This window comes from Pseudomonas fluorescens, assembly GCF_902497855.1.
Taxonomy (GTDB): domain Bacteria; phylum Pseudomonadota; class Gammaproteobacteria; order Pseudomonadales; family Pseudomonadaceae; genus Aquipseudomonas; species Aquipseudomonas fluorescens_BI.
On sequence record NZ_CABVHU010000005.1, the window covers coordinates 72,335 to 90,807 of the forward strand.

Genomic DNA, 18,473 nt, shown 5'->3' on the forward strand with positions numbered 1-18,473 from the left:
TCAGGCATGCGCCTCACGATCAAGCACATCAGCCACCCACTGATTGATACTTTTGCGAGCCAGCTGAGCTTTTACGGCAACGGTTGCGTGGAGCGCTGGTGCCAAACGCAGACTGAGATTGCCCGAATAAGGTTTCTGCGGCGTGCGGCCAAGCTTGGCACACGTATCCAGATAATCAGTGACAGCCTCTTCAAAGGCCGCTCGAAGCTCCCGTACCGACTCGCCATGAAAGCCAACGATATCCTTGATACCCGCGATGTGGCCGACAAATAGACCGTCTTCGTCGCTGTATTCAATTCGGGCGGCATAGCCTTGATAGTTCATTACGTTCATGGGGTGACTCCTGCTTGAATCATGATGCCGAACAGGGGGTAAACAGCCGCAGGAGATCCTCTTCATGTTCATAGACCAGCATCACCTTCATCCTCATGTTTCCCTCTCATCAGCTGCACCAGGCCGAGCGCCGGGGTGGTATCTCTATCAAGGATTTCCAACGCCCGGACATAGCTTTGTTCCGACACAACGATACGCCGATGTTGTTCCGGTACGCCCTCCAACGCTCTAAGCTGAAGGCAAGTATCATTTGAGGATTTGAGCATTTCGTCTACTTCTGACATACCCATACCCGGGCCGCTGAGGATGTTAATCGGAACACACAAGGATTCGGTTGGTACACCAATAATCCGTTACAAACTCTTGCCCTAAAAATGCCCCAAACAAAACCACCAGAATCGGTATAGGGGACGGCCTTCCTAGGCCGCTCCCCTGCCACACCATCCGGCATGCGGGTCCGCACCGATCGCCAAGGCAAGGATGCAGACCCGGGGCTTTTCGGGTCGGTTAATTCGAAAACCTGGGGTGTCAAGCAGTTTGTGATATTCTTGTTATTCAACAGGAGCAGCACCGTGACCAAGCAAGCACAGAACAAACTACTGCAGCCGACGGCAACCAAGAAGTCGCCTGCCATCGCCCGGCACGATGACGGTCGCTATGTGGCTGTGTCTGCACTCGCAAACGAAGTGGTTGAGCGACAAGCCGCAAAGGCTTTTGCCGGCAGTGCTCTGAGCCAAACGGGCGTACACAAAGCCCCTCGCGCTCCACGAGTCCCGCATCTTCAGAATCTGGAACGGGAGCTTCGCGACCTGAAAAAAGTCGTCGATGCACTCGCCGTCCGCTCCGTTGTGCACGATCAGTCGGCTCAGCTTTCTGACTCTGTTGATTTCGAGGGTATGACGGTGCTCGATGCTGATACTGCATACCAGATGCTCGACAATCCCCCTGAGCCCAACAAGGCGCTCCGCAACCTGCTTGCCTTGCGCTAAGGGCTTTCGATGGATTTCATCACTGTCGACTTCGATAAGTCGATTGATCGCGCTGCGTTCGATTGCGAAGTGCATCCGGCCCTCAATGCATATATTGCCCAGCAGGCTGGCCAGGACGAAAAGCGTAACGTCTCCAGAACATTCATGTATCTGCAGGACGGAGTATTGTTGGGCTACTACACGCTGGCCAACGCCGCTGTAGCGCTCGATCAGCTCAGTGATGAGATGAAAAAGAAGATGCCTCGGTACCCGATGCCGGCAGTGCTGTTGAGCCGACTGGCCGTCGACAAGCGCATGCAGAAGAAGGGGCTTGGTCAGCGGTTGATGGCTGATTTCTTTCGCCGCGTGTACGCGGTATCGAAGCACTCTGGCGTAGCTTTCATCGTTGTTGATGCGAAAGATGAGGCTGCTGCAGCTTACTACCAGGGCCTGCAGTTCGTGCCCTCGAAGGATAATCCGCTTCGCCTTGTTTTGTCCGCGTCTACGATCATCCAAGGGATGCGCGAGCAGGAAGCCAAGTAGATCTGATTGATTTTCAAAACAGCCGATTTGATTCGTATACGGTAATTTTGTCGACCGCAAACATCCGTAAACCAACGTAGCAAAGTCCTACATCATTCCCGGAAACCCCCTCCCTACCAATCCCTTGCGCAGCCTTCGCCATGCGGCTTTCGATCTGACTTTTGTGAGTCGCGTGCAAGTCGTAGAATTTGCGGCGCGCATGGGCCATGCAACCCAGTTCGGTCACGCCGCCTTCAAAACTGGCTTTGTACCCGCCGAAGTCATCGCAAACCAACTTGCCTTTCCAGTCCTGCAAGAAGGCTCGAGCATGCTCGCCAGCTCGGCTGGGGCTGAAGTCGTACACTACGGCGCTGATGTCGGCGAACGAGGTGGTCGCGTAGGCCCAGACGTAAGCGCGGTGAGTTTTCTTCGAGCCTGGCGCGAGCATCTGTACCGGTGTTTCGTCGGCGTGCACCACGTTGTGCTCAAGCACCACTTCGCGCAAGGCATCGACCAACGGCTGCAGCTGCACGCCGCAAGCACCTACCCAGCTCGCCAGGGTTGAGCGCGGGATGGCGAGCCCGGCACGGGCGAAGATTTTTTCCTGGCGATACAGCGGCAAATGATCGGCGTACTTGGCGATCATCACCTGGGCCAGCAACCCGGCAGTGGGAATGCCCTTGTCGATGACGTGAGCCGGAACCGGTGCCTGGATCAAGGTTTCGCACTGATTGCAGACCCATTTGCCACGGATGTGGCGCTCAACGGTGAACACGCCGGGCGTGTAGTCGAGCTTTTCGCTGACATCTTCGCCGATGCGCTTGAGGGCACAGCCGCACGGCCACAGGGTGTGTTCAGGTTCGTGATGGATCAGCGTGCGCGGAAATTCGGCGGGCAATGCGGCGCGCTTGGGTGGCTGACGCTTTGACGCGGGCTCGACTTCGGGTGTCAGCGTTTCAAGCTCGGCCTCGATGGCGGCCAGATCTGTCTCCAGCAAATCATCCAGCAAACTGGCCTGCCCCGGGCAGAACGACTCGGCGCGCTTGGCGAACCGGTGGCGTTTGAGCAGGGCAATCTCGTGGGTAAGTTGCTGGTTGCGGGTTTTGTGGTGCAGCAGTGCTTTATCGAGTGTTTCAACCTGCTTATCCAAATGCTCGACGCGCTGGAACAACTGCGCAGCCAGGCTGCGCAGTTGTTCGGGGTTGAGTTGAGCGAGAGAAGAGGCAGAAATCATTCGCTGATTCTGGCCAAAATGCTGATCGGTGTATGTCAGACGCGTCCTTTAAAGCAGACGGATTGCTCTGTCAGACCCAAGTCGTTGCCAAGGCAAACCGATCACCAGCGCCTGAAGCTGTTCGGCATTGAGTTCCAGCTGCGAACCGTGCCGAGTATCTGGCCAGACAAATCGGCCTTGGTGCAGGCGGCGTGCGGCCAGCCAGATACCCAGACCGTCGTGCACCAGTACTTTCATGCGGTTGCCGCGGCGATTGGCGAAAAGATAAGCGCAGTGCGGCTGCGCCGCACCGAACACCGCCACCACTCTGGCCAGTGCGGTTTCAGTGCCGGCGCGCATGTCCATGGGCTCGGTGGCGAGCCAGATGGAGTCGATGCGGATCATCGCAGCAGGTCGCGGAGGAAAGCAGAACACGCCGCTGGATTTTCTGCCGGCCAGCTCACCACGACTACACCTTTTGAATGAGGGACTTCGATTCGGATCGTAGCGGGAAGAGCTTGATGCGTCGCTATCGAAGGCGCGGCCTTGACCGGAATAAAAGCAGTTTGCAGCGCCAGAGTTTTCTGCGAATTCACCCGAATCCATTTATGAACGAGATTGGCATTGAGGTTGTGGGTCAGCGCGACATTGGCAATTGAAGTGCCAGGCTGGGCACACTCGCCAATGATCTGAGCCTTGAAGGATTTGGAATAGGAACGGCGTTCTTGTGGCATGGGCGTCCGCTTAAAAAGGCTAAAAAAGGTGTCCACTTGAATTTAGGTGGACACCATCGCCTCAAGCGACGGGGTCAGTAAGGTGTGTTGGCCGCACGGTTACGATGGAAGCACGCATTCTCCAAGCCAATTTATTTAAAACTAAACGGAATCCATCATGATTCATGACTAGCTGCAGTAGTGGCCTATAGACATCTATCGAGTAATGGAATACGGTAAGCTAGACGGCTAAAATAGCTAAGGGTAAACGAAGGAATCGTGACTCAATGCGAATAAATGAAAGTAGTGAGAAATTTGAATTATACATACTCTCACTATGGTTTCTTTTCTTGCTTATTATTGTCGTTACCATTGACGTGCCGTTCTGTTATGGCAGCAATTGTAAGTTTATCGGGTTTCTAACGTTGCTTCAGGGAAATATCGTTCCTCTTATTGCTTTTCTTTTTTTGCTTTTTGGTACAGCGTTTTACTTTCGTTTTGATTATCGCATCGCGGGAAATAAAAGTATTGCTGCGAAAATAGTAAAGATTGAAGATGTGAATTATGAGCATCTGACGTTTCTCACAACCTACATTATTCCTTTGATTTGTTTTAACTTAACAAGTGTTAGGTACTTATTTGCACTGGCGATGTTGTTATTTATCATTGGCATTATATACATAAAAACAGATAAGTTTTACGCCAACCCAACCTTGGCGGTGCTTGGTTTTAGGGTGTACAAGGTAAACTTGCAAACGCGCGTGGGGTTGAAGGAAGGCGTGGTGGTTATATCGAAAGAACGATTGGCTGAAGGCGACCAAATAAATCGCTTAGGCCTAGATGATAAGGTGTACTTCGTAAGGAAAGCGTCGTGACAATAGATGAGTTAAAGGTGCAAATATCTGCCGCTATTGCTGATGGCTGCATGGCTGAAATCTTTTTTCTTTTAGATTCCGATAACGGGATGCAGATAAAGAAGGCTGACATCGATGAGGTGCCTCAGGCTGAATTGACCAGCATGTTCGTCGAGTCAATAACGAACAAAATACTTCTTAATGATGACCTTTCCCTTATCGAACTTTCAAGTGCCGATGACCGCAGGGAAACTATTTATCATTATGATTTGCCTGATGTTCCTCATGAGTTACAGCACCTACGAAGCATCATTGCCGCTGATGAATTTGACGAGTTTTCTTTTGCTGACGACAGGTTGAATAACCTTGAAGGAATATTGATTCTGCTGGGCAATGCGGAACATCAGATGGCGCTGTATAAGTATCAATACCCAATTTCTTTATTGCGAAAAGATACAGGCTTCAATTTGATGCGTTCTCGCGGTAGCAACAGGTTTAAGAAACTCGATGAAGACGTGTTGAAAATTAATGCGAAGTTTGAATTCTTTAAAATAGGTGGTCAGTATTATATATTCGACCTGAAAGCGCTGGAACGATTTTTTGGGTTTCATGATGCCATAAAAAACATAGCAACCCAAGGCATTGATAATATTAGACAGGCCGACTTAGTAGAAGATGTGCAAGTGTTTTCTGATAGATTGGATGACATTTCGTTTTCAAGGAAGTTGGTTAAGGCGGCAAGTTCTTCTCCGGTTCTAAATTTGATACCAAATGCGGAAGTTGTTAGTTTTGCAAGTACGCATCCGGCATTACGTGGTCAATTCAAGTTTACGGCGGATGGTGAGAGATTTAGTTTGGCTACGAAAAAGTCTCAGGGGCTGTTTCTGAAGTTATTGAATGACGACTTTCTTCAATCTGAACTTACTAAGCGCTACTATGATAGCTTGGCAAAAGACGCAATAGAAGCAGCCGTAGAAGGAGTTGGTATTGAGGTGATATAAACCATTTCTAATGGTGTCCACCGCCAACCATTAGATAAGTCACGCACACCATATAATGGAGCTACCGACTATGCCTATCTGGGACTGGGAAAACTTTCAGGAAGTGCTAACCTCTGGGAACTACAGAATTGTTGATACTGGCCCATTGCATGGTCCAATTAATAGTTTTCATATTGGTCGCGATGAACAGTTACGTATCGTATTGACGACATTTTCAGACGGAGATGCCACCGCACCGCCCAACAATATCGTCGAGGGGCAACTACGCATCAATACAGACAGCATTAAATTTGAAAGTCTGTTTGGAAGTATAGTGCTCGGCGTCGGTGTGACTTCATTGAATCACACTGTCCACCGAAACCATAAAACAGGAACGAGCTCCACCGAAGAACGGTCTATAATCCACAGCCTTGAACGAAATTCTCAAATAACTCCCGCTGAAATGACAATAGACTGGGTGATAAACCTGGATGACAGCCTGCTACATTGGCCTCACTCGAAATCAACAAAAACAACTGAAATTGAGATTTTACATCATCGCGAATGGGGTGAAGAGTTCAATCTGTCCAGCGAAGTAAAACACCATTCAATCGGGCATTCTTGCTTGCACTTGACAATTGATGGTATTGAATTTGCCGTTGGCACATGCAAAACAGCCGCAGAGCCTAAACTTAAAGCGGGATACATTCTTTATAAGGGCGAGGTCCCGCAGTCCCAACGTTCTAAAATAATGGATTGCGTCAGCTTTGCGTTAGGCGTCTGCTTGATTCCAATCGGATATGCAACGTTCAACCGGGATGGTAGACCCAACGCCTTTAAGGCAATCGCAGGGTATACCCAAAAAGGGCAAGTATTCAGTATGAATACGCTGCCCCCTGCACCCTTGGGTTTTCAATACATACATGAGGTTGATCCAGCCGTCATTCACAGAATGGTTGCAGGCCTATATAAAAATTACGAAACTTTAAACCTGAAGTCATTATTCTGGGGGTACTGGCATGCACGAACAGCTCCGGTACACATAGCCGCCGTACATTACGGAGCATTGATTGAAGCCCTGCAAAAACGGTTTACCGAACACGCTGACGACAAATCCATCTCCAAAATAGTCGAAAAGGAAGAGTGGGCTTTGCTCAAGAGCGGATTGGTTGCAGCCTTAAAGGAATCTGGCATTCAAGGCATGACGCACCAAATATTCCTCGAACACATCCACAATCTTAATCGCGTACCACAAAAGATTTTCATGCAACGCTTCTTGGCTAAGGTCGGCATAGCTTTGGGTGAACATGAACTTCGAGCTTGGCAGCAGCGCAACCATGCGGCACATGGGAATGAAATTGTTGGCGACGGCTATACTCAGACCATTCGTGAAACTAAATTGTTGATGGCAGTTTTTCACAGAATGCTATTAAAAATAACAAACTCAACGGATTATTATTTTGATTACTTCACTCTGGGCTTTCCAAAACGTTTGTTGAGTGAACCAGCATCGTAAACAAGCTATTATGGGATAGACCCACACTATGAAAGGCTCACTCGACGGTTACAAAAATATATTCAATCGAGCATGCTCCTTTATTCTTTTCGAAGGACAAATTGCGTCGAACATCTAACCTCAGCCATAGGACCCAGAATGGCGTTCAGTCCGAAAATAGGGTGGTACTAAACTTACACCCCCGGCAGGGGCACCCTACCTAGATGGCGTTCCAGTGGCGTTTCACGGTTGCAATACCTATCCCTAATTCCGTTGCAACTTGGGTCTGTATATATCCTTGCTCTTTCAACTTTTGGACGCTTACAGTGGTTTTCGCTGCGACAGGCCGACCCAATTTCTTTCCTTCAGCTTTCGCACGTTTCAAACCTTGCTGTGTGCGCTCGATCAGTAGATCACGTTCAAATTCCGCGACCGCTCCAAGGACTTGCATTGTCATCTTCCCTGCCGCAGAGGTTAGGTCAACGCCGCCCAAAGCTAGGCAATGGACGCGAATTCCATTGCTGGCCAACTTCTCAACCGTCTGGCGTACATCCATTGCATTTCGGCCTAAGCGGTCAAGTTTGGTAACGATCAAAACGTCACCCGATTCCATTCGATCCAGCAGCTTTTGAAACCCCGGACGTTCTGACGCAGCAATGCTTCCCGAAATGGTTTCTTCGACCACCCGGTTTGGTTGGATTTCAAAACCCGCAGATTTCACTTCTTGCACTTGGTTTTCGGTGAACTGGTTCCCGGTGCTCACTCGGCAGTAAAGAAATGTTCGCGCCATGAAATCATCCTTAGCAGAGGATCATAAAAGATGGTATCACTCTACCAAGGTATCAAAAACCGTCAAGGGCTAATTTGTTGTGCTGAAATCACCGGCGCTTTCAGGGGCTCGTAAATCGGTGGTTTGATGATCCCTGACGCAACAGTCGAATAGCACTGGTGATGCCACCTGCGTTCTTGTCTAAGGCTTCCAGGGCTGTGGTGATGTTGTCGTGCACATTCAAACTGCCCCTGGCTTTAATCCAACGCCACTTCCTCAGGGCCAGCAGCTATCGCGATTTGGTTGAGCTGGATCAGTTCCAATGCATCGGCAATAGTTTCATCTCGGGTGGTCATGTCAGTCGTCCTTGATAGTGGGAACGGCCATCCTAGCCCATTCCTGGGCAAACGCCGACATCCAGTAGTTGACACTGTTCGAGGGTCATGAACAGGTCATTCCTTGCAGCAATTCGACGATTACCGACGAAATATTCCATTCCCGTGCAAAATACTAAACTTCAGCGCTACTAACGCACCTTGCTTCGCAATTATCTACCAGGGCCTATATGGAATGCGGCCCCCAGGGCCACTAACAAGTTACGTGAATGAGACACCTGTAACAAAACCGGACGTTTTGCGATAGTTGTTCGATGTTATTGATAGTGTTTGTTATTCGACGAACTGCACCTGCACAAGCCACACAATAAACTAGGCTCAAGCGACGCCCTCCGCACAACCCTAGGGAGCTGGAATCTCTGATGAGACTATATCAGTTCGTCCTCTTCTTATTAGTTGTCTGTGTAGCGTGGTTTGCGTTAGTAATGGGGGTTATGGTGATATCCACATCAAGACCATCACGTCTGCCTCTAATGCCCGCTGTTAGTGAAGAGTCGAGCAGCCATGACTACCACCGGGAACATGCTCCATGAACCTCCCGAAGTTCATCATGCTGCTGAGCATGATTGCCATCGTTTGGCTACTGTTGGTGTATGGTGTTACCCAGTGGTATGAGCCGAATGAAGAGACACCGCCTACCAGCGAACGTGAAGTGTTCAAGCATAGGGAGTGAATGAATAATTCCAAGGTGTTGCTAGGGTATCCTCCTTCGCCTGATTACTGTTGAGAACTCCCGTTCTCTCGCCCTTGTACTGTCCATACTTGCACCAGCCCAACAAAGATTGCACAGAACTGTACACCTGCTACAAGTGTCACCCCGCAATAGGCGATAGCCTCAGCGTACTCCATTTGAATGATGGCGGATGAATTGATTTGGATCAATCCGCCTACGCCTTTGAACTACCGTTCATTGCAGGACACTATAGACCTTCCGGTCTTGCACATAACCATTAATACAGAAATACAATCCAGCTTCGCTGTTGATCTTGTTTGGAGTGCAAGAAGAATGCGCAGCATCATGTAGCAACCCTTCAGCGAAGCTGACGATGTACACCGCAAGCGAAAGCCTAGATTCGAATGCTGGGATGATATGAATATCGATTTCCCCAGGTATTACTTCAAGCTATCGCCTCTTCACAAGGCAAACAGTCGTGAAGCGTCCTTCACTGGAATACCACTGTAAGACTCCGCTTACCGTGCAATTCCTTCTACGAAGGTCGTCAAAGTAACTCCTTCTAATAATAGGACTTTCTCGACCCCCTTGTACTTCGGGGCCTGCAGACGAATTCTTGCGTAACTTTTTAAAATACCTACGAAAGAACTACGCGACCATGGCGAGACACTCGTCCACACTGCCTGGGTGAAATACCCCAGTGTGCAGGCAGCCAACCGGGCGATACCACTCTTCAATGTATTTTCTGCGGCGGTAGTCATCACCTCTGAAGACCATGCGGGGATTGACGACCAACTTGATCTCCCCCGTACGAATATTGCCATCCCGTGAGGTGCTGACTCTGAGCATATTGGCATCCATCAGCACCCTCAACTTTTTCATCAGATTCGATTCAACAGTGCCCAGTGACTTTGCCAGGTCCGCGTGAGTCATAATAATAACATTACGGTAGAGAACAAGCCTATGAAGCTTCTCAAGTAAGCGTTGCTGGGGCAATGTGATACGACAGTCAAAACCAGTACGACGCCACTCTCCAAGAGCATGGTCGACTTCATCACGCAACGAATGCAGCTCGTAAACTGGTAGCTTGCGTCGATCCACGAAGTCCAGGTGATCTTGGAAATCATCGACGCTTCGGCACTTACCGAGTTCATGCTTATAATCGTAGTGCCCACTCCACGGAGATGACTTGCCGTCATGGCCATGTATTTCACCAGTGTGTTTGTCGATTATCAATCCATCGACGCTGATGAGAGTGGTAGTGGTAATCGGCAGGTGTACGTCATTCATAGTTTTTCTCCTTGGTTAGTTCTGTTCAATAGGCAGTTCCTCTCGGCTAGTGCCGGGTTGGCTTATCAAATCGCGGACGCACAAATACCACACTCCGAGATCACCTTGGTAGGTGGCGGATGCGGTCTGGTGTGTTGCGATGAGATGCGTACCTTAAAGTAAGACGATGGAGATGTCAACATTAAAATTCGAGCAGCCTGTTGATGTAATCCGGCTCACACACAAGCCAAAATTTCTTCTCGGTAGCAAAAAACGTCAACCTTGTATATGCTGACACATTGATTTCCGATTATTTAATATTAAAGCGAACTGTGACGGCGATAGAGATTTAGAGGAAGGATATATCTTGGCACTGGACATAGCTTTCTGCACTGAAACATCCGACTTCATCGACCCTGACCGTGCATACGACCTGTTCTGGGCCGATATTATAAAAAACAAAAGAGGGTTCGTATGCCCAGGCAGCAACTGCTTCGCACAAGTCACATGTGCAAATATCGACAAAGACCTTGGCGACATGAAGGTAGTACCGCATTTCAAAATATACGGAAAACATGACACTGCCTGTGAGATTTACAATCATATCCCTCTCAACCTGATACTAGATCAAGTAGAAGACAAAGCAGAAGAAAAGCAAGCAATTGAAAAATCGATTGTAGATATTTTTGAGATGAAGAGACCGGCATCTTATTATCAAGATGCCAGCCCAATTGACGACCAAAACTCCATTAAACGAACCAAGATTCAGCAAATAAAAAAGCGATTAGCTATAACCTTTAAAGAGTCAGGATCAATTGGAACAGTTTATTCCGTACGGACACTAGTGGGACGCTACATACGCTACAGGAGCAATAACTCGCTGTCGCACATGCGCATCAATATAAATGGCAAAGATATTTTATACCGCTCTATCTTCAAACATATTTGGGATCTAGATATTAATACTTTGCCCGAACACCCGATAGTCTTCTGTGGATGGGCCTATATCAATCGACTACCAAAGCTCGAAGCCTATCAGATTAAATTTAAAAAACCGTTTATTGTCAACGGTGAAAAAATCAAACCAACGATACTAATTAGTGACTCGCTGATAGCAGCCTACAAAATAAAAAAACTTGTAATCACACGACTCGAAAAGATTACTAAAAATGAACATCCAGTCGCCTTTGTAGCGTTCTATGGAAGCCCTATCATTAAAGAAATAGCTCCAGAAAAAAAATACGTAAACTTCTTGGTCGATAATCTAGACATGATTGATATCGCATACAGCGACCCTTTCCCAGAGAGAACACACTAGAAAACCGAACAGATCTCCGACTTTAGTTTTTCAGGAACCCGTCAGCAGTATATGCACCCTTCCCACTTGGCAATTGAATAAGCGCACCGGTTCCGCCCGCAGCAGGATCTAAATAGCTGACTCTCGTAGCCTTCGTTACAACCCGACACGCACCTGACGAAACCAATCTATCAGCAGCCGCTTCGTCTTCATCAGCATAAGCGGCGAGCATTTCTTTCCAATCACTGAAGTCAAAGCAGATTACCGAATTGGGTTTCAGCGTCTTCTGAGGAAAATCGCTAGCAAACACGGAAGAGGCCAGCAGAGGGAACAAGCACAACAACGATAAAGATAGCTTCATACAGAGGTCCTTTCTTGAGAAGTAGCGTCACATGGCCAGCATCATCACAGAACGACAGGGGCAGCGACAAGGGGACTGATCAACATAAAGTGTTGACGCTACTTCAAAGGATGTCGATGAGGTCGGTAGGATCGGAGCGTGGACGCCCTGTAGGCCCGTATGAGGCGAATGGGCGACTAGACTGACTCGGGGTCTGCGAACATCAAAACGGGCCGCTGGGGGCCATAGGAGACAAAGCGAGGGAAGTGTTTTACGTAGAATCGTTACGTAGAATGCAGAAACGAAAAAGCCCCGCAGACCTTGATCTACGGGGCTCTTCAAATAATGGCGGAGAGATAGGGATTCGAACCCTAGGTACCGGTGAAGGTACAACGGATTTCGAATCCGTCCCATTCGGCCACTCTGGCATCTCTCCAACGGCGCGCATCATAACAACACTTTCGCCGGAAGCGAACCCCCTAAGCGAAATATTTCTGTGCTATCAGATGCTTGCGTCGATTAAAGCGGTACGCCCAGACGATTGGCGACTTCTTCGTAGGCTTCGATGACGTCACCGAGGCCCTGGCGGAAGCGGTCCTTGTCCATTTTCTTGCCGGTGGCCTTGTCCCACAGGCGGCAGCCGTCCGGGCTGAATTCGTCGCCCAGGACGATGGAGCCGTCGGAGAACACGCCGAATTCGAGTTTGAAGTCGACCAGCAGCAGGCCGGCGTCGTCGAACAGTTTGCTCAGGACTTCGTTGACCTTGAGCGACAGTTCTTTCATGCGAACCAGTTGCTCGGCGGTGCCCCAACCGAAGGCCACGACGTGGGATTCGTTGATGAACGGGTCGCCCTTGGCGTCGTCCTTCAGGAACAGTTCGAAGGTGTAAGGGTTGAGCTTCATGCCCTCTTCGACGCCCAGGCGCTTGACCAGGCTGCCGGCGGCGTAGTTACGCACGACGCATTCGACCGGGATCATGTCGAGTTTTTTCACCAGGCACTCGTTGTCGCCCAGCAGTTTGTCGAATTGGGTCGGCACGCCGGCGGCTTCGAGTTTCTGCATGATGAAGGCGTTGAACTTGTTGTTCACCATGCCCTTGCGGTCGAGCTGTTCGATGCGCTTGCCGTCGAACGCCGAAGTGTCGTTGCGAAACAGCAGGATCAAGCGGTCGGCGTCGTCGGTCTTGTAAACCGATTTGGCTTTGCCGCGGTAGAGTTCTTCACGTTTTTCCATGATGGGCTCCGCTTGCTAAGTAGGTGGGCTAGGCGATGTGTCGCCAGTCGAGCCCTGAATCTTGATCGGCCAGTTGCAGCCAGTCCGGGTCGCACCCGAGGGTGTCGACAAAACATTGCCGGGCCAGCTGCGGCAGGTTGTTCTTGCTGCTCAGATGGGCCAGGACCAGGTGTTGCAGGCCTTGCCAGCCCAACTCGGACACCAGGAATGCCGCCTGGTGGTTGTTCAAATGTCCCAGTTCACCGCCCACCCGCTGCTTGAGAAAGTAGGGGTAGTGACCGCGAGCCAGCATGTCACGGCAATGGTTGGACTCGATCATCAATGCATCGAGGTCCCGATAGCCGTCCAGCACCTTGTTGCAATATGAACCCAGGTCGGTCAACAGGCCGAAGCGCCGTTCACCGTCACTGAAGACGTATTGCGTCGGCTCCTGTGCATCGTGGGCCACGGCAATGACACCGATGTTCAGGTTGCCGATCTGCAGTTGCTCGCCGCCTGCCAGGAGGCCGGCCGGTTCAATTGGTTTGCGCATCCCGCGCAGTGTGCCGCGACTGAGGTAGACCGGTAGATTGTAACGCCGAGACAGTAAACCCACGCCATGCACGTGGTCGGCATGTTCGTGGGTCACGAGTATCGCGCTCAGTTGCGCCGGGTTGACACCCAGGCGCAGCAGGCGTTTTTCGGTTTCCCGCAGGGAGAAACCACAATCCACCAACACGTACGTGTCAGCGCTGGCTATCAGCGTGCCGTTCCCTTGGCTACCGCTGCCGAGAACGGCAAAACGCATGAGATCAGCCCAGGTTGTCCTGAATCACGCTCAACACTTTGCGCGCCACGTCAGCCGGCGCCACGGTGTTGATGTTTTTCTCGACGGTGACCTGGACGTTTTCGCCCACCTTGCTCAGGCGAACCTGATAACGCTCGGCACGGGCTTCGACGGCTTCCTTGTCCGACGCGCTGCCGAACAGGCTGCTGAAGAAACCAGGCTTGTCGTCTGGCTTCTCGGCTTTTTCCGCCAGGTTGATGTAGTACAGGCCCAGGCTGCGGTTGATGTCTTCAACCCGCCATTCGCCCTGCTCCAGCGCACGACCGACGCTCGACCAGGCACGGTCCAGGTCCGTACCGACGTTCAGCACAGGGTTGCCGCTGCCGTCTTCGCTCAGGCTGACGCGACTTGGCGTATCGAAATCACGGGAAGCCAGCATGGAGACCGAACCGCCCTTCTCCGACGTACGGCTCATGCTCGCAAGCATGTCGTCGACCAGTGCCGCGTCCAGGCCAGTGTTGACCGAACGGTTGGTGAAGGCCACGTCGGCGGTGCTGCCGGCAGGACGTTGGGCGCTGACCACATAGACTTCACTGGTGTTGCGCTGCACGCCTGGCTCGATGCGGACCCGCACGCGGGTTTCGCCGTCCGTGCCGACGCCGGCGGCGCTCAGGCGCTTGGCCATCGCGGCCGACAGTTCGTCGGAATGTTGCCAGGTGGTGGTGAATTCACCGGTTTGCGGGCGCTGTTCGTCCAGGCGAAAACCATTGTCCTGGAAGAATTGCACGGCCACTGGCCAGACTTCGGCCGGCGGGCTCTGGGCCACGATCCAGCGTGTGTCACCGGTTTTCTGCAACGAGTAGGCACCAGCCGCGTCGGCGCCGGCGGTCAGCGGCTGTGGCCGCGGCACGACGTATTCGCCCTTGGCGGTGTCATCGGCCACGTTGCGCGGGATCGGTAGAAGTGGATCCAGACGTTTGGCGGTGTTGACATCCGGCGGCAATTGCATCGGTGCAGTCTGTTGCGCTTCCAGGTAATCGCTGCCACGGTCACGGAAATAACCTTCCGGGCCCCAGACCCATCCACAGCCACTGGTGCTGGAGATAATCAAGGCAAGTGCGGAAAGTCCGGCCATTCGCTTCATGCGTAGTGCTTCCTCAATTAAACCAGGACGCCGGACTGGCGCATGGCCTGCCGCAGCGGTTCGTGACAGGCAGCGCTGAGCCAGGTGAGCGGCAGACGGATACCGTCCGGCATCAGGCCCATTTCATGCAGCGCCCATTTCACGGGAATAGGGTTGGATTCGATAAACAGGGTTTTATTGAGCGGCATCAGCTTTTCGTGGATCGCGCGGGCGGTGACGGCATCGCCCTTCAGGGCGGCATTGCACATATCGGCCATGTCGCGCGGCGCTACGTTGGCGGTCACCGAGATGTTGCCTTTGCCGCCCAGCAGCATCAGCTCGACGGCGGTGGCGTCGTCGCCGGACACCACGAGGAAGTCCTTGCTGACGCCGTCGATGATGGCTTTGGCACGGGACAGGTCGCCGGTGGCTTCCTTGATGCCGATGATGTTCTTCACGGTCGACAGGCGGATAACGGTGTCGGCCAGCATGTCGCACGCGGTGCGGCCAGGCACGTTATACAGGATCTGCGGGATGTCGACGGCTTCGGCGATGGCCTTGAAGTGCTGGTACAAGCCTTCCTGGGTCGGCTTGTTGTAATACGGCGTCACCAGCAGGCAGGCGTCGGCGCCGGCGATCTTCGCATTGGTGGTCAGCTCGATCGCTTCGCGAGTCGAGTTGGCGCCCGTCCCGGCGATCACCGGAATGCGCCCTGCAACCTGCTTGACCACGTAACGAATCACTTCGATGTGCTCGTTCACGTCAAGGGTGGCCGATTCACCTGTAGTGCCGACCGCCACGATGGCGTGGGTGCCGTTTTGCAGGTGAAAGTCCACCAGTTTGCTCAGGCTGTCCCAGTCGAGACGACCTTGTGCATCCATGGGTGTGACCAGTGCCACCATACTGCCCGCAATCATGCAACCGCTCCTGCCGGAAAAAGAGAGCGGTAATGGTACTGGCGCCAAGATGCTTGTACAAGCGAAGTACTGCGCTACTGCCATTCCCCTTGGCGCTGCTTTTCGCTACCCTTCAGACTTTGATCGGTACTGATAAGCTCGCAAGCCGGGTTCCAGCCTCCATTTTCGGCATCACAAGCCCCGATCCAGCGTTGCCACCCTTCGCTCTTGCCACTCTGGAGCAGGTTGCACCCTCCCGGTTCGGGTTTTCTGAATTCGCATCCGCAGGCTCGCCCCGGCAAAAAAAGCCGATAAAAGTATCGACCGCTCATCGCTTTAGGAATGCTGCATGTCCACCCCCACAGTTCGCGAACAATTCCTTGTCATCAGTGCCCTCGGCGCCAACCCCATGGAGCTGACTAACGTCCTGTGCCGCGCCAGCCATGAAAACCGCTGCGCCGTGGTTACGTCTCGCCTGACCCGTCATGGCGAGTGCAGTGCGTTGGTCCTCGAGATCTCCGGCAGCTGGGACGCCCTTGCGCGCCTCGAAGGCAGCCTGTCGAGCCTGGCCAAGAAGCACGCCTTCACCGTCAATGTGGTGCGCAGTGCGGCGCTGGAGAATCGCCCCCAGGCTCTGCCGTACGTCGCTTATGTCAGCTCGGCCTACCGCTCGGACATCATCAACGAGCTGTGCCAGTTCTTCATGGACCACAACGTCGAGCTGGAAAACCTGACCTGCGACACCTATCAGGCGCCCCAGACCGGCGGCACCATGCTCAATGCCACGTTCACCGTGACCTTGCCCGCCGGCGTGCAGATCAGCTGGCTGCGCGATCAGTTCCTGGATTTCGCCGACGCGCTGAACCTGGACGCCCTGATCGAACCGTGGCGTCCACAAAACCCAATGTAAGGAAGCTTTCATGGCCGTTGCCATCGACCAACCGGTTGCCGATTTCGAAGCCCCCGCCACCAATGGGCAGACCGTCAGCCTCGCAGGCCTCAAGGGTATGCAGGTGGTGATCTACTTCTATCCCAAGGACAGCACGCCGGGCTGCACCACCCAGGGCCAGGGTTTTCGCGACCAGCTTGACGCCTTTAAAGCGGCCAACACCGAAGTCTTCGGCGTGTCCCGCGACAGCCTGAAATCCCATGAGAACTTCAAGGCCAAGCAGGCGTTTACCTTCGAGCTGATCAGCGACAAGGAAGAAGCGCTTTGCCAGCTGTTCGATGTGATCAAGTTGAAGAAGCTGTATGGCAAGGAATACATGGGGGTGGATCGCAGCACGTTCCTGATTGATAAGGATGGGGTGCTGCGTCAGGAATGGCGTGGGGTGAAGGTGCCGGGGCATGTGGATGCGGTGTTGACGGCTGCGCAGGCGTTGAACCAGGCCTGATTATTTGGCGTCCTTTCGGACGCCTTCGCTGGCAAGCCAGCTCCTACAGGTTTTTGTCGTACCAGATCTTGCGAACGACGCAAACCTGTAGGAGCTGGCTTGCCAGCGAAGAGGCCATCAACCCCACTGAAGATTCAGAGCTGGCAGTTAAAGCAACGGCGCCACCACCGGCTCCTTGCGCGGCCACGCATCCAGCACAGCCTTGAACAGCGTCGCCAGGGGAATCGCAAAGAACACTCCCCAAAACCCCCACAACCCGCCAAACAACAGCACCGCGCAGATGATGGCCACCGGGTGCAGGTTGACCGCTTCCGAGAACAACAATGGCACCAGCACGTTGCCGTCCAGGACCTGGATAATGCCGTAGACCGCCATCAAATAGATGAACTGATCGCTCCAGCCCCACTGGAACAGCGCGATTAGTAGCACCGGCACGGTCACCACCACCGCCCCGACATAGGGCACCACCACCGAAACGCCCACCAGCAGCGCCAGCAGTGCCGCGTAGTTGAGCCCCAGCACCACGAAACCGATGTAAGTCGCGCCGCCGCAAATGACGATCTCGATACCTTTGCCGCGGATGTAGTTGGCGATCTGTCGGTTCATCTCCCGGGCAACGCGGGTGAGCAGTGCCCGCTCGCGAGGCAGGTAACCGCGCACCCACTGGCCGATCATTTCCCGGTCCTTGAGAAAGAAAAACACCAGGATCGGCACCAACACCAGGTAGATCATGATGTTGACCAGCAGCGGCAGGCTCGACAGCGAGTACGTCAGCGCCCATTGGCCGAAATTGCCGATCTCGCCCCGTGCCACTTCGATGGCCCGCAGCACCTGCTCATCGGACACCAGATGCGGGTAACGCTCGGGCAGCAGCAACAACAATAACTGCCACTTGGCGAGCATGCCGGGCAGTTCGTTGAACAAGGTGATCAGCTGATGCCACAGCAACGGCACCACGACCACGATGAACACCAGCAGCAGTCCCATGAATAACGCAAAGACCAGCCCGACCGCCGCGCCGCCCGGCACACGCAGGCGCTCCAGCGTTGCCACCAGGCCCTGCATCAGATACGCCAGCACCATCCCGGCAAGCACCGGCGCGAGCATGCCACCGAGCGTCAGTACCGCGCTAAACGCCAGAAACAGCAGCACGGCAAGCACCACGGCTTCTTCGTCGGAAAAATAGCGCTGAATCCAGTCGCGTAACACCTTGAACATCAATAATCCCTTAGAAACGAAC

General features: G+C 52.7%; 21 protein-coding genes, 1 tRNA gene and 1 pseudogene. 9 read left to right on the forward strand and 14 right to left on the reverse strand.

The features are described from left to right. A complete protein-coding gene (locus F8N96_RS12005; RefSeq protein ID WP_128872000.1) occupies positions 1 to 333 on the reverse strand; it encodes a type II toxin-antitoxin system HicB family antitoxin in 333 nt (110 codons plus the stop codon). Between the two features lie 68 nt (positions 334 to 401). After that, positions 402 to 617 carry a hypothetical protein gene (locus tag F8N96_RS12010; RefSeq protein ID WP_150797996.1) on the reverse strand — a complete coding sequence of 72 codons (216 nt, stop codon included), beginning with the start codon at positions 615 to 617 and terminating at the stop codon, positions 402 to 404. 288 nt (positions 618 to 905) lie between these two features. Here F8N96_RS12010 and F8N96_RS12015 point away from each other — a divergent pair, with 288 nt between their 5' ends. Together F8N96_RS12015 and F8N96_RS12020 are read left to right on the forward strand one after the other, a co-directional pair. Further along, positions 906 to 1,322 carry a hypothetical protein gene (locus F8N96_RS12015; protein WP_150797997.1) on the forward strand — a complete coding sequence of 139 codons (417 nt, stop codon included), beginning with the start codon at positions 906 to 908 and terminating at the stop codon, positions 1,320 to 1,322. 9 nt (positions 1,323 to 1,331) lie between these two features. Beyond that, positions 1,332 to 1,844 carry a GNAT family N-acetyltransferase gene (locus F8N96_RS12020; protein WP_150797998.1) on the forward strand — a complete coding sequence of 171 codons (513 nt, stop codon included), beginning with the start codon at positions 1,332 to 1,334 and terminating at the stop codon, positions 1,842 to 1,844. A gap of 118 nt (positions 1,845 to 1,962) precedes the next feature. Here the strand turns inward: F8N96_RS12020 and tnpC are convergent. The 3 genes and pseudogenes from tnpC to tnpA form a co-directional block, all read right to left on the reverse strand. Next, a pseudogene (tnpC, locus tag F8N96_RS12025) lies at positions 1,963 to 3,057 on the reverse strand (IS66 family transposase); the annotation flags it as partial. Between the two features lie 48 nt (positions 3,058 to 3,105). Next, positions 3,106 to 3,441, reverse strand: a complete 336-nt coding sequence (tnpB, locus tag F8N96_RS12030) for an IS66 family insertion sequence element accessory protein TnpB (protein WP_150797999.1) — start codon at positions 3,439 to 3,441, stop codon at positions 3,106 to 3,108. Then, a complete protein-coding gene (gene tnpA / locus F8N96_RS12035; RefSeq protein ID WP_150798000.1) occupies positions 3,438 to 3,770 on the reverse strand; it encodes an IS66-like element accessory protein TnpA in 333 nt (110 codons plus the stop codon). The genes tnpB and tnpA overlap by 4 nt, the downstream gene beginning before the upstream one ends. A 266-nt stretch (positions 3,771 to 4,036) precedes the next feature. On the opposite strand from tnpA, the gene kwaA reads away from it, so the two are divergent. From kwaA to F8N96_RS12050, 3 genes are all read left to right on the forward strand, one after another. Continuing rightward, positions 4,037 to 4,624: an anti-phage protein KwaA gene (gene kwaA / locus F8N96_RS12040; protein ID WP_150798001.1), complete on the forward strand. Its 588-nt coding sequence runs from the start codon at positions 4,037 to 4,039 to the stop codon at positions 4,622 to 4,624. Further along, a complete protein-coding gene (gene kwaB, locus F8N96_RS12045; RefSeq protein ID WP_150798002.1) occupies positions 4,621 to 5,604 on the forward strand; it encodes an anti-phage protein KwaB in 984 nt (327 codons plus the stop codon). The genes kwaA and kwaB overlap by 4 nt, the downstream gene beginning before the upstream one ends. A gap of 70 nt (positions 5,605 to 5,674) precedes the next feature. Further along, complete coding sequence (locus tag F8N96_RS12050) at positions 5,675 to 7,099, forward strand: hypothetical protein (RefSeq protein ID WP_150798003.1); 1,425 nt, start codon at positions 5,675 to 5,677, stop codon at positions 7,097 to 7,099. A 199-nt stretch (positions 7,100 to 7,298) separates the two neighbouring features. Here F8N96_RS12050 and F8N96_RS12055 read toward each other — a convergent pair whose 3' ends face one another. Next, positions 7,299 to 7,868 carry a recombinase family protein gene (locus tag F8N96_RS12055; protein ID WP_150798004.1) on the reverse strand — a complete coding sequence of 190 codons (570 nt, stop codon included), beginning with the start codon at positions 7,866 to 7,868 and terminating at the stop codon, positions 7,299 to 7,301. A gap of 903 nt (positions 7,869 to 8,771) precedes the next feature. Between F8N96_RS12055 and F8N96_RS35040 the strand changes: the two genes are divergently transcribed. Continuing rightward, on the forward strand, positions 8,772 to 8,915 hold the full coding sequence (locus tag F8N96_RS35040; protein WP_191635345.1) for a hypothetical protein: 144 nt from the start codon (positions 8,772 to 8,774) through the stop codon (positions 8,913 to 8,915). A gap of 648 nt (positions 8,916 to 9,563) precedes the next feature. Here F8N96_RS35040 and F8N96_RS12065 read toward each other — a convergent pair. Beyond that, entirely contained in the window at positions 9,564 to 10,205 is a 642-nt protein-coding gene (locus F8N96_RS12065) for a replication/maintenance protein RepL (RefSeq protein ID WP_150798005.1), read from the reverse strand. A 346-nt stretch (positions 10,206 to 10,551) separates the two neighbouring features. Between F8N96_RS12065 and F8N96_RS12070 the strand changes: the two genes are divergently transcribed. Next, the gene (locus F8N96_RS12070; RefSeq protein WP_150798006.1) at positions 10,552 to 11,502 is read left to right on the forward strand and encodes a hypothetical protein; all 951 of its coding nucleotides are present in this window, start codon (positions 10,552 to 10,554) and stop codon (positions 11,500 to 11,502) included. 22 nt (positions 11,503 to 11,524) lie between these two features. Here the strand turns inward: F8N96_RS12070 and F8N96_RS12075 are convergent, their stop codons facing one another. The 6 genes from F8N96_RS12075 to dapA all read right to left on the reverse strand — a co-directional run bounded on the left by F8N96_RS12075 (position 11,525) and on the right by dapA (position 15,860). Beyond that, the gene (locus F8N96_RS12075) at positions 11,525 to 11,842 is read right to left on the reverse strand and encodes a hypothetical protein (RefSeq protein WP_150798007.1); all 318 of its coding nucleotides are present in this window, start codon (positions 11,840 to 11,842) and stop codon (positions 11,525 to 11,527) included. A 325-nt stretch (positions 11,843 to 12,167) separates the two neighbouring features. Then, a tRNA-Ser gene (locus tag F8N96_RS12080) sits at positions 12,168 to 12,257 on the reverse strand. 83 nt (positions 12,258 to 12,340) lie between these two features. Further along, positions 12,341 to 13,054: a phosphoribosylaminoimidazolesuccinocarboxamide synthase gene (purC, locus tag F8N96_RS12085; protein ID WP_007898671.1), complete on the reverse strand. Its 714-nt coding sequence runs from the start codon at positions 13,052 to 13,054 to the stop codon at positions 12,341 to 12,343. 28 nt (positions 13,055 to 13,082) lie between these two features. Then, a complete protein-coding gene (locus F8N96_RS12090) occupies positions 13,083 to 13,841 on the reverse strand; it encodes an MBL fold metallo-hydrolase (RefSeq protein WP_064679248.1) in 759 nt (252 codons plus the stop codon). 4 nt (positions 13,842 to 13,845) lie between these two features. Beyond that, entirely contained in the window at positions 13,846 to 14,964 is a 1,119-nt protein-coding gene (gene bamC / locus F8N96_RS12095; RefSeq protein WP_150798008.1) for an outer membrane protein assembly factor BamC, read from the reverse strand. Between the two features lie 17 nt (positions 14,965 to 14,981). Continuing rightward, positions 14,982 to 15,860 (reverse strand): 4-hydroxy-tetrahydrodipicolinate synthase, encoded by an 879-nt coding sequence (gene dapA / locus F8N96_RS12100; RefSeq protein WP_150766692.1) that lies wholly within the window; start codon positions 15,858 to 15,860, stop codon positions 14,982 to 14,984. Between the two features lie 328 nt (positions 15,861 to 16,188). Between dapA and F8N96_RS12110 the strand changes: the two genes are divergently transcribed. Both F8N96_RS12110 and F8N96_RS12115 read left to right on the forward strand, forming a co-directional pair. Beyond that, positions 16,189 to 16,749 carry a glycine cleavage system protein R gene (locus tag F8N96_RS12110; protein WP_019692529.1) on the forward strand — a complete coding sequence of 187 codons (561 nt, stop codon included), beginning with the start codon at positions 16,189 to 16,191 and terminating at the stop codon, positions 16,747 to 16,749. A 10-nt stretch (positions 16,750 to 16,759) separates the two neighbouring features. Then, positions 16,760 to 17,233, forward strand: a complete 474-nt coding sequence (locus F8N96_RS12115) for a peroxiredoxin (RefSeq protein ID WP_150798009.1) — start codon at positions 16,760 to 16,762, stop codon at positions 17,231 to 17,233. Between the two features lie 147 nt (positions 17,234 to 17,380). On the opposite strand, the gene F8N96_RS12120 is transcribed toward F8N96_RS12115, so the two are convergent. Then, positions 17,381 to 18,451, reverse strand: a complete 1,071-nt coding sequence (locus F8N96_RS12120; RefSeq protein WP_150798010.1) for an AI-2E family transporter — start codon at positions 18,449 to 18,451, stop codon at positions 17,381 to 17,383. Between the last annotated feature and the right edge of the window lie 22 nt (positions 18,452 to 18,473).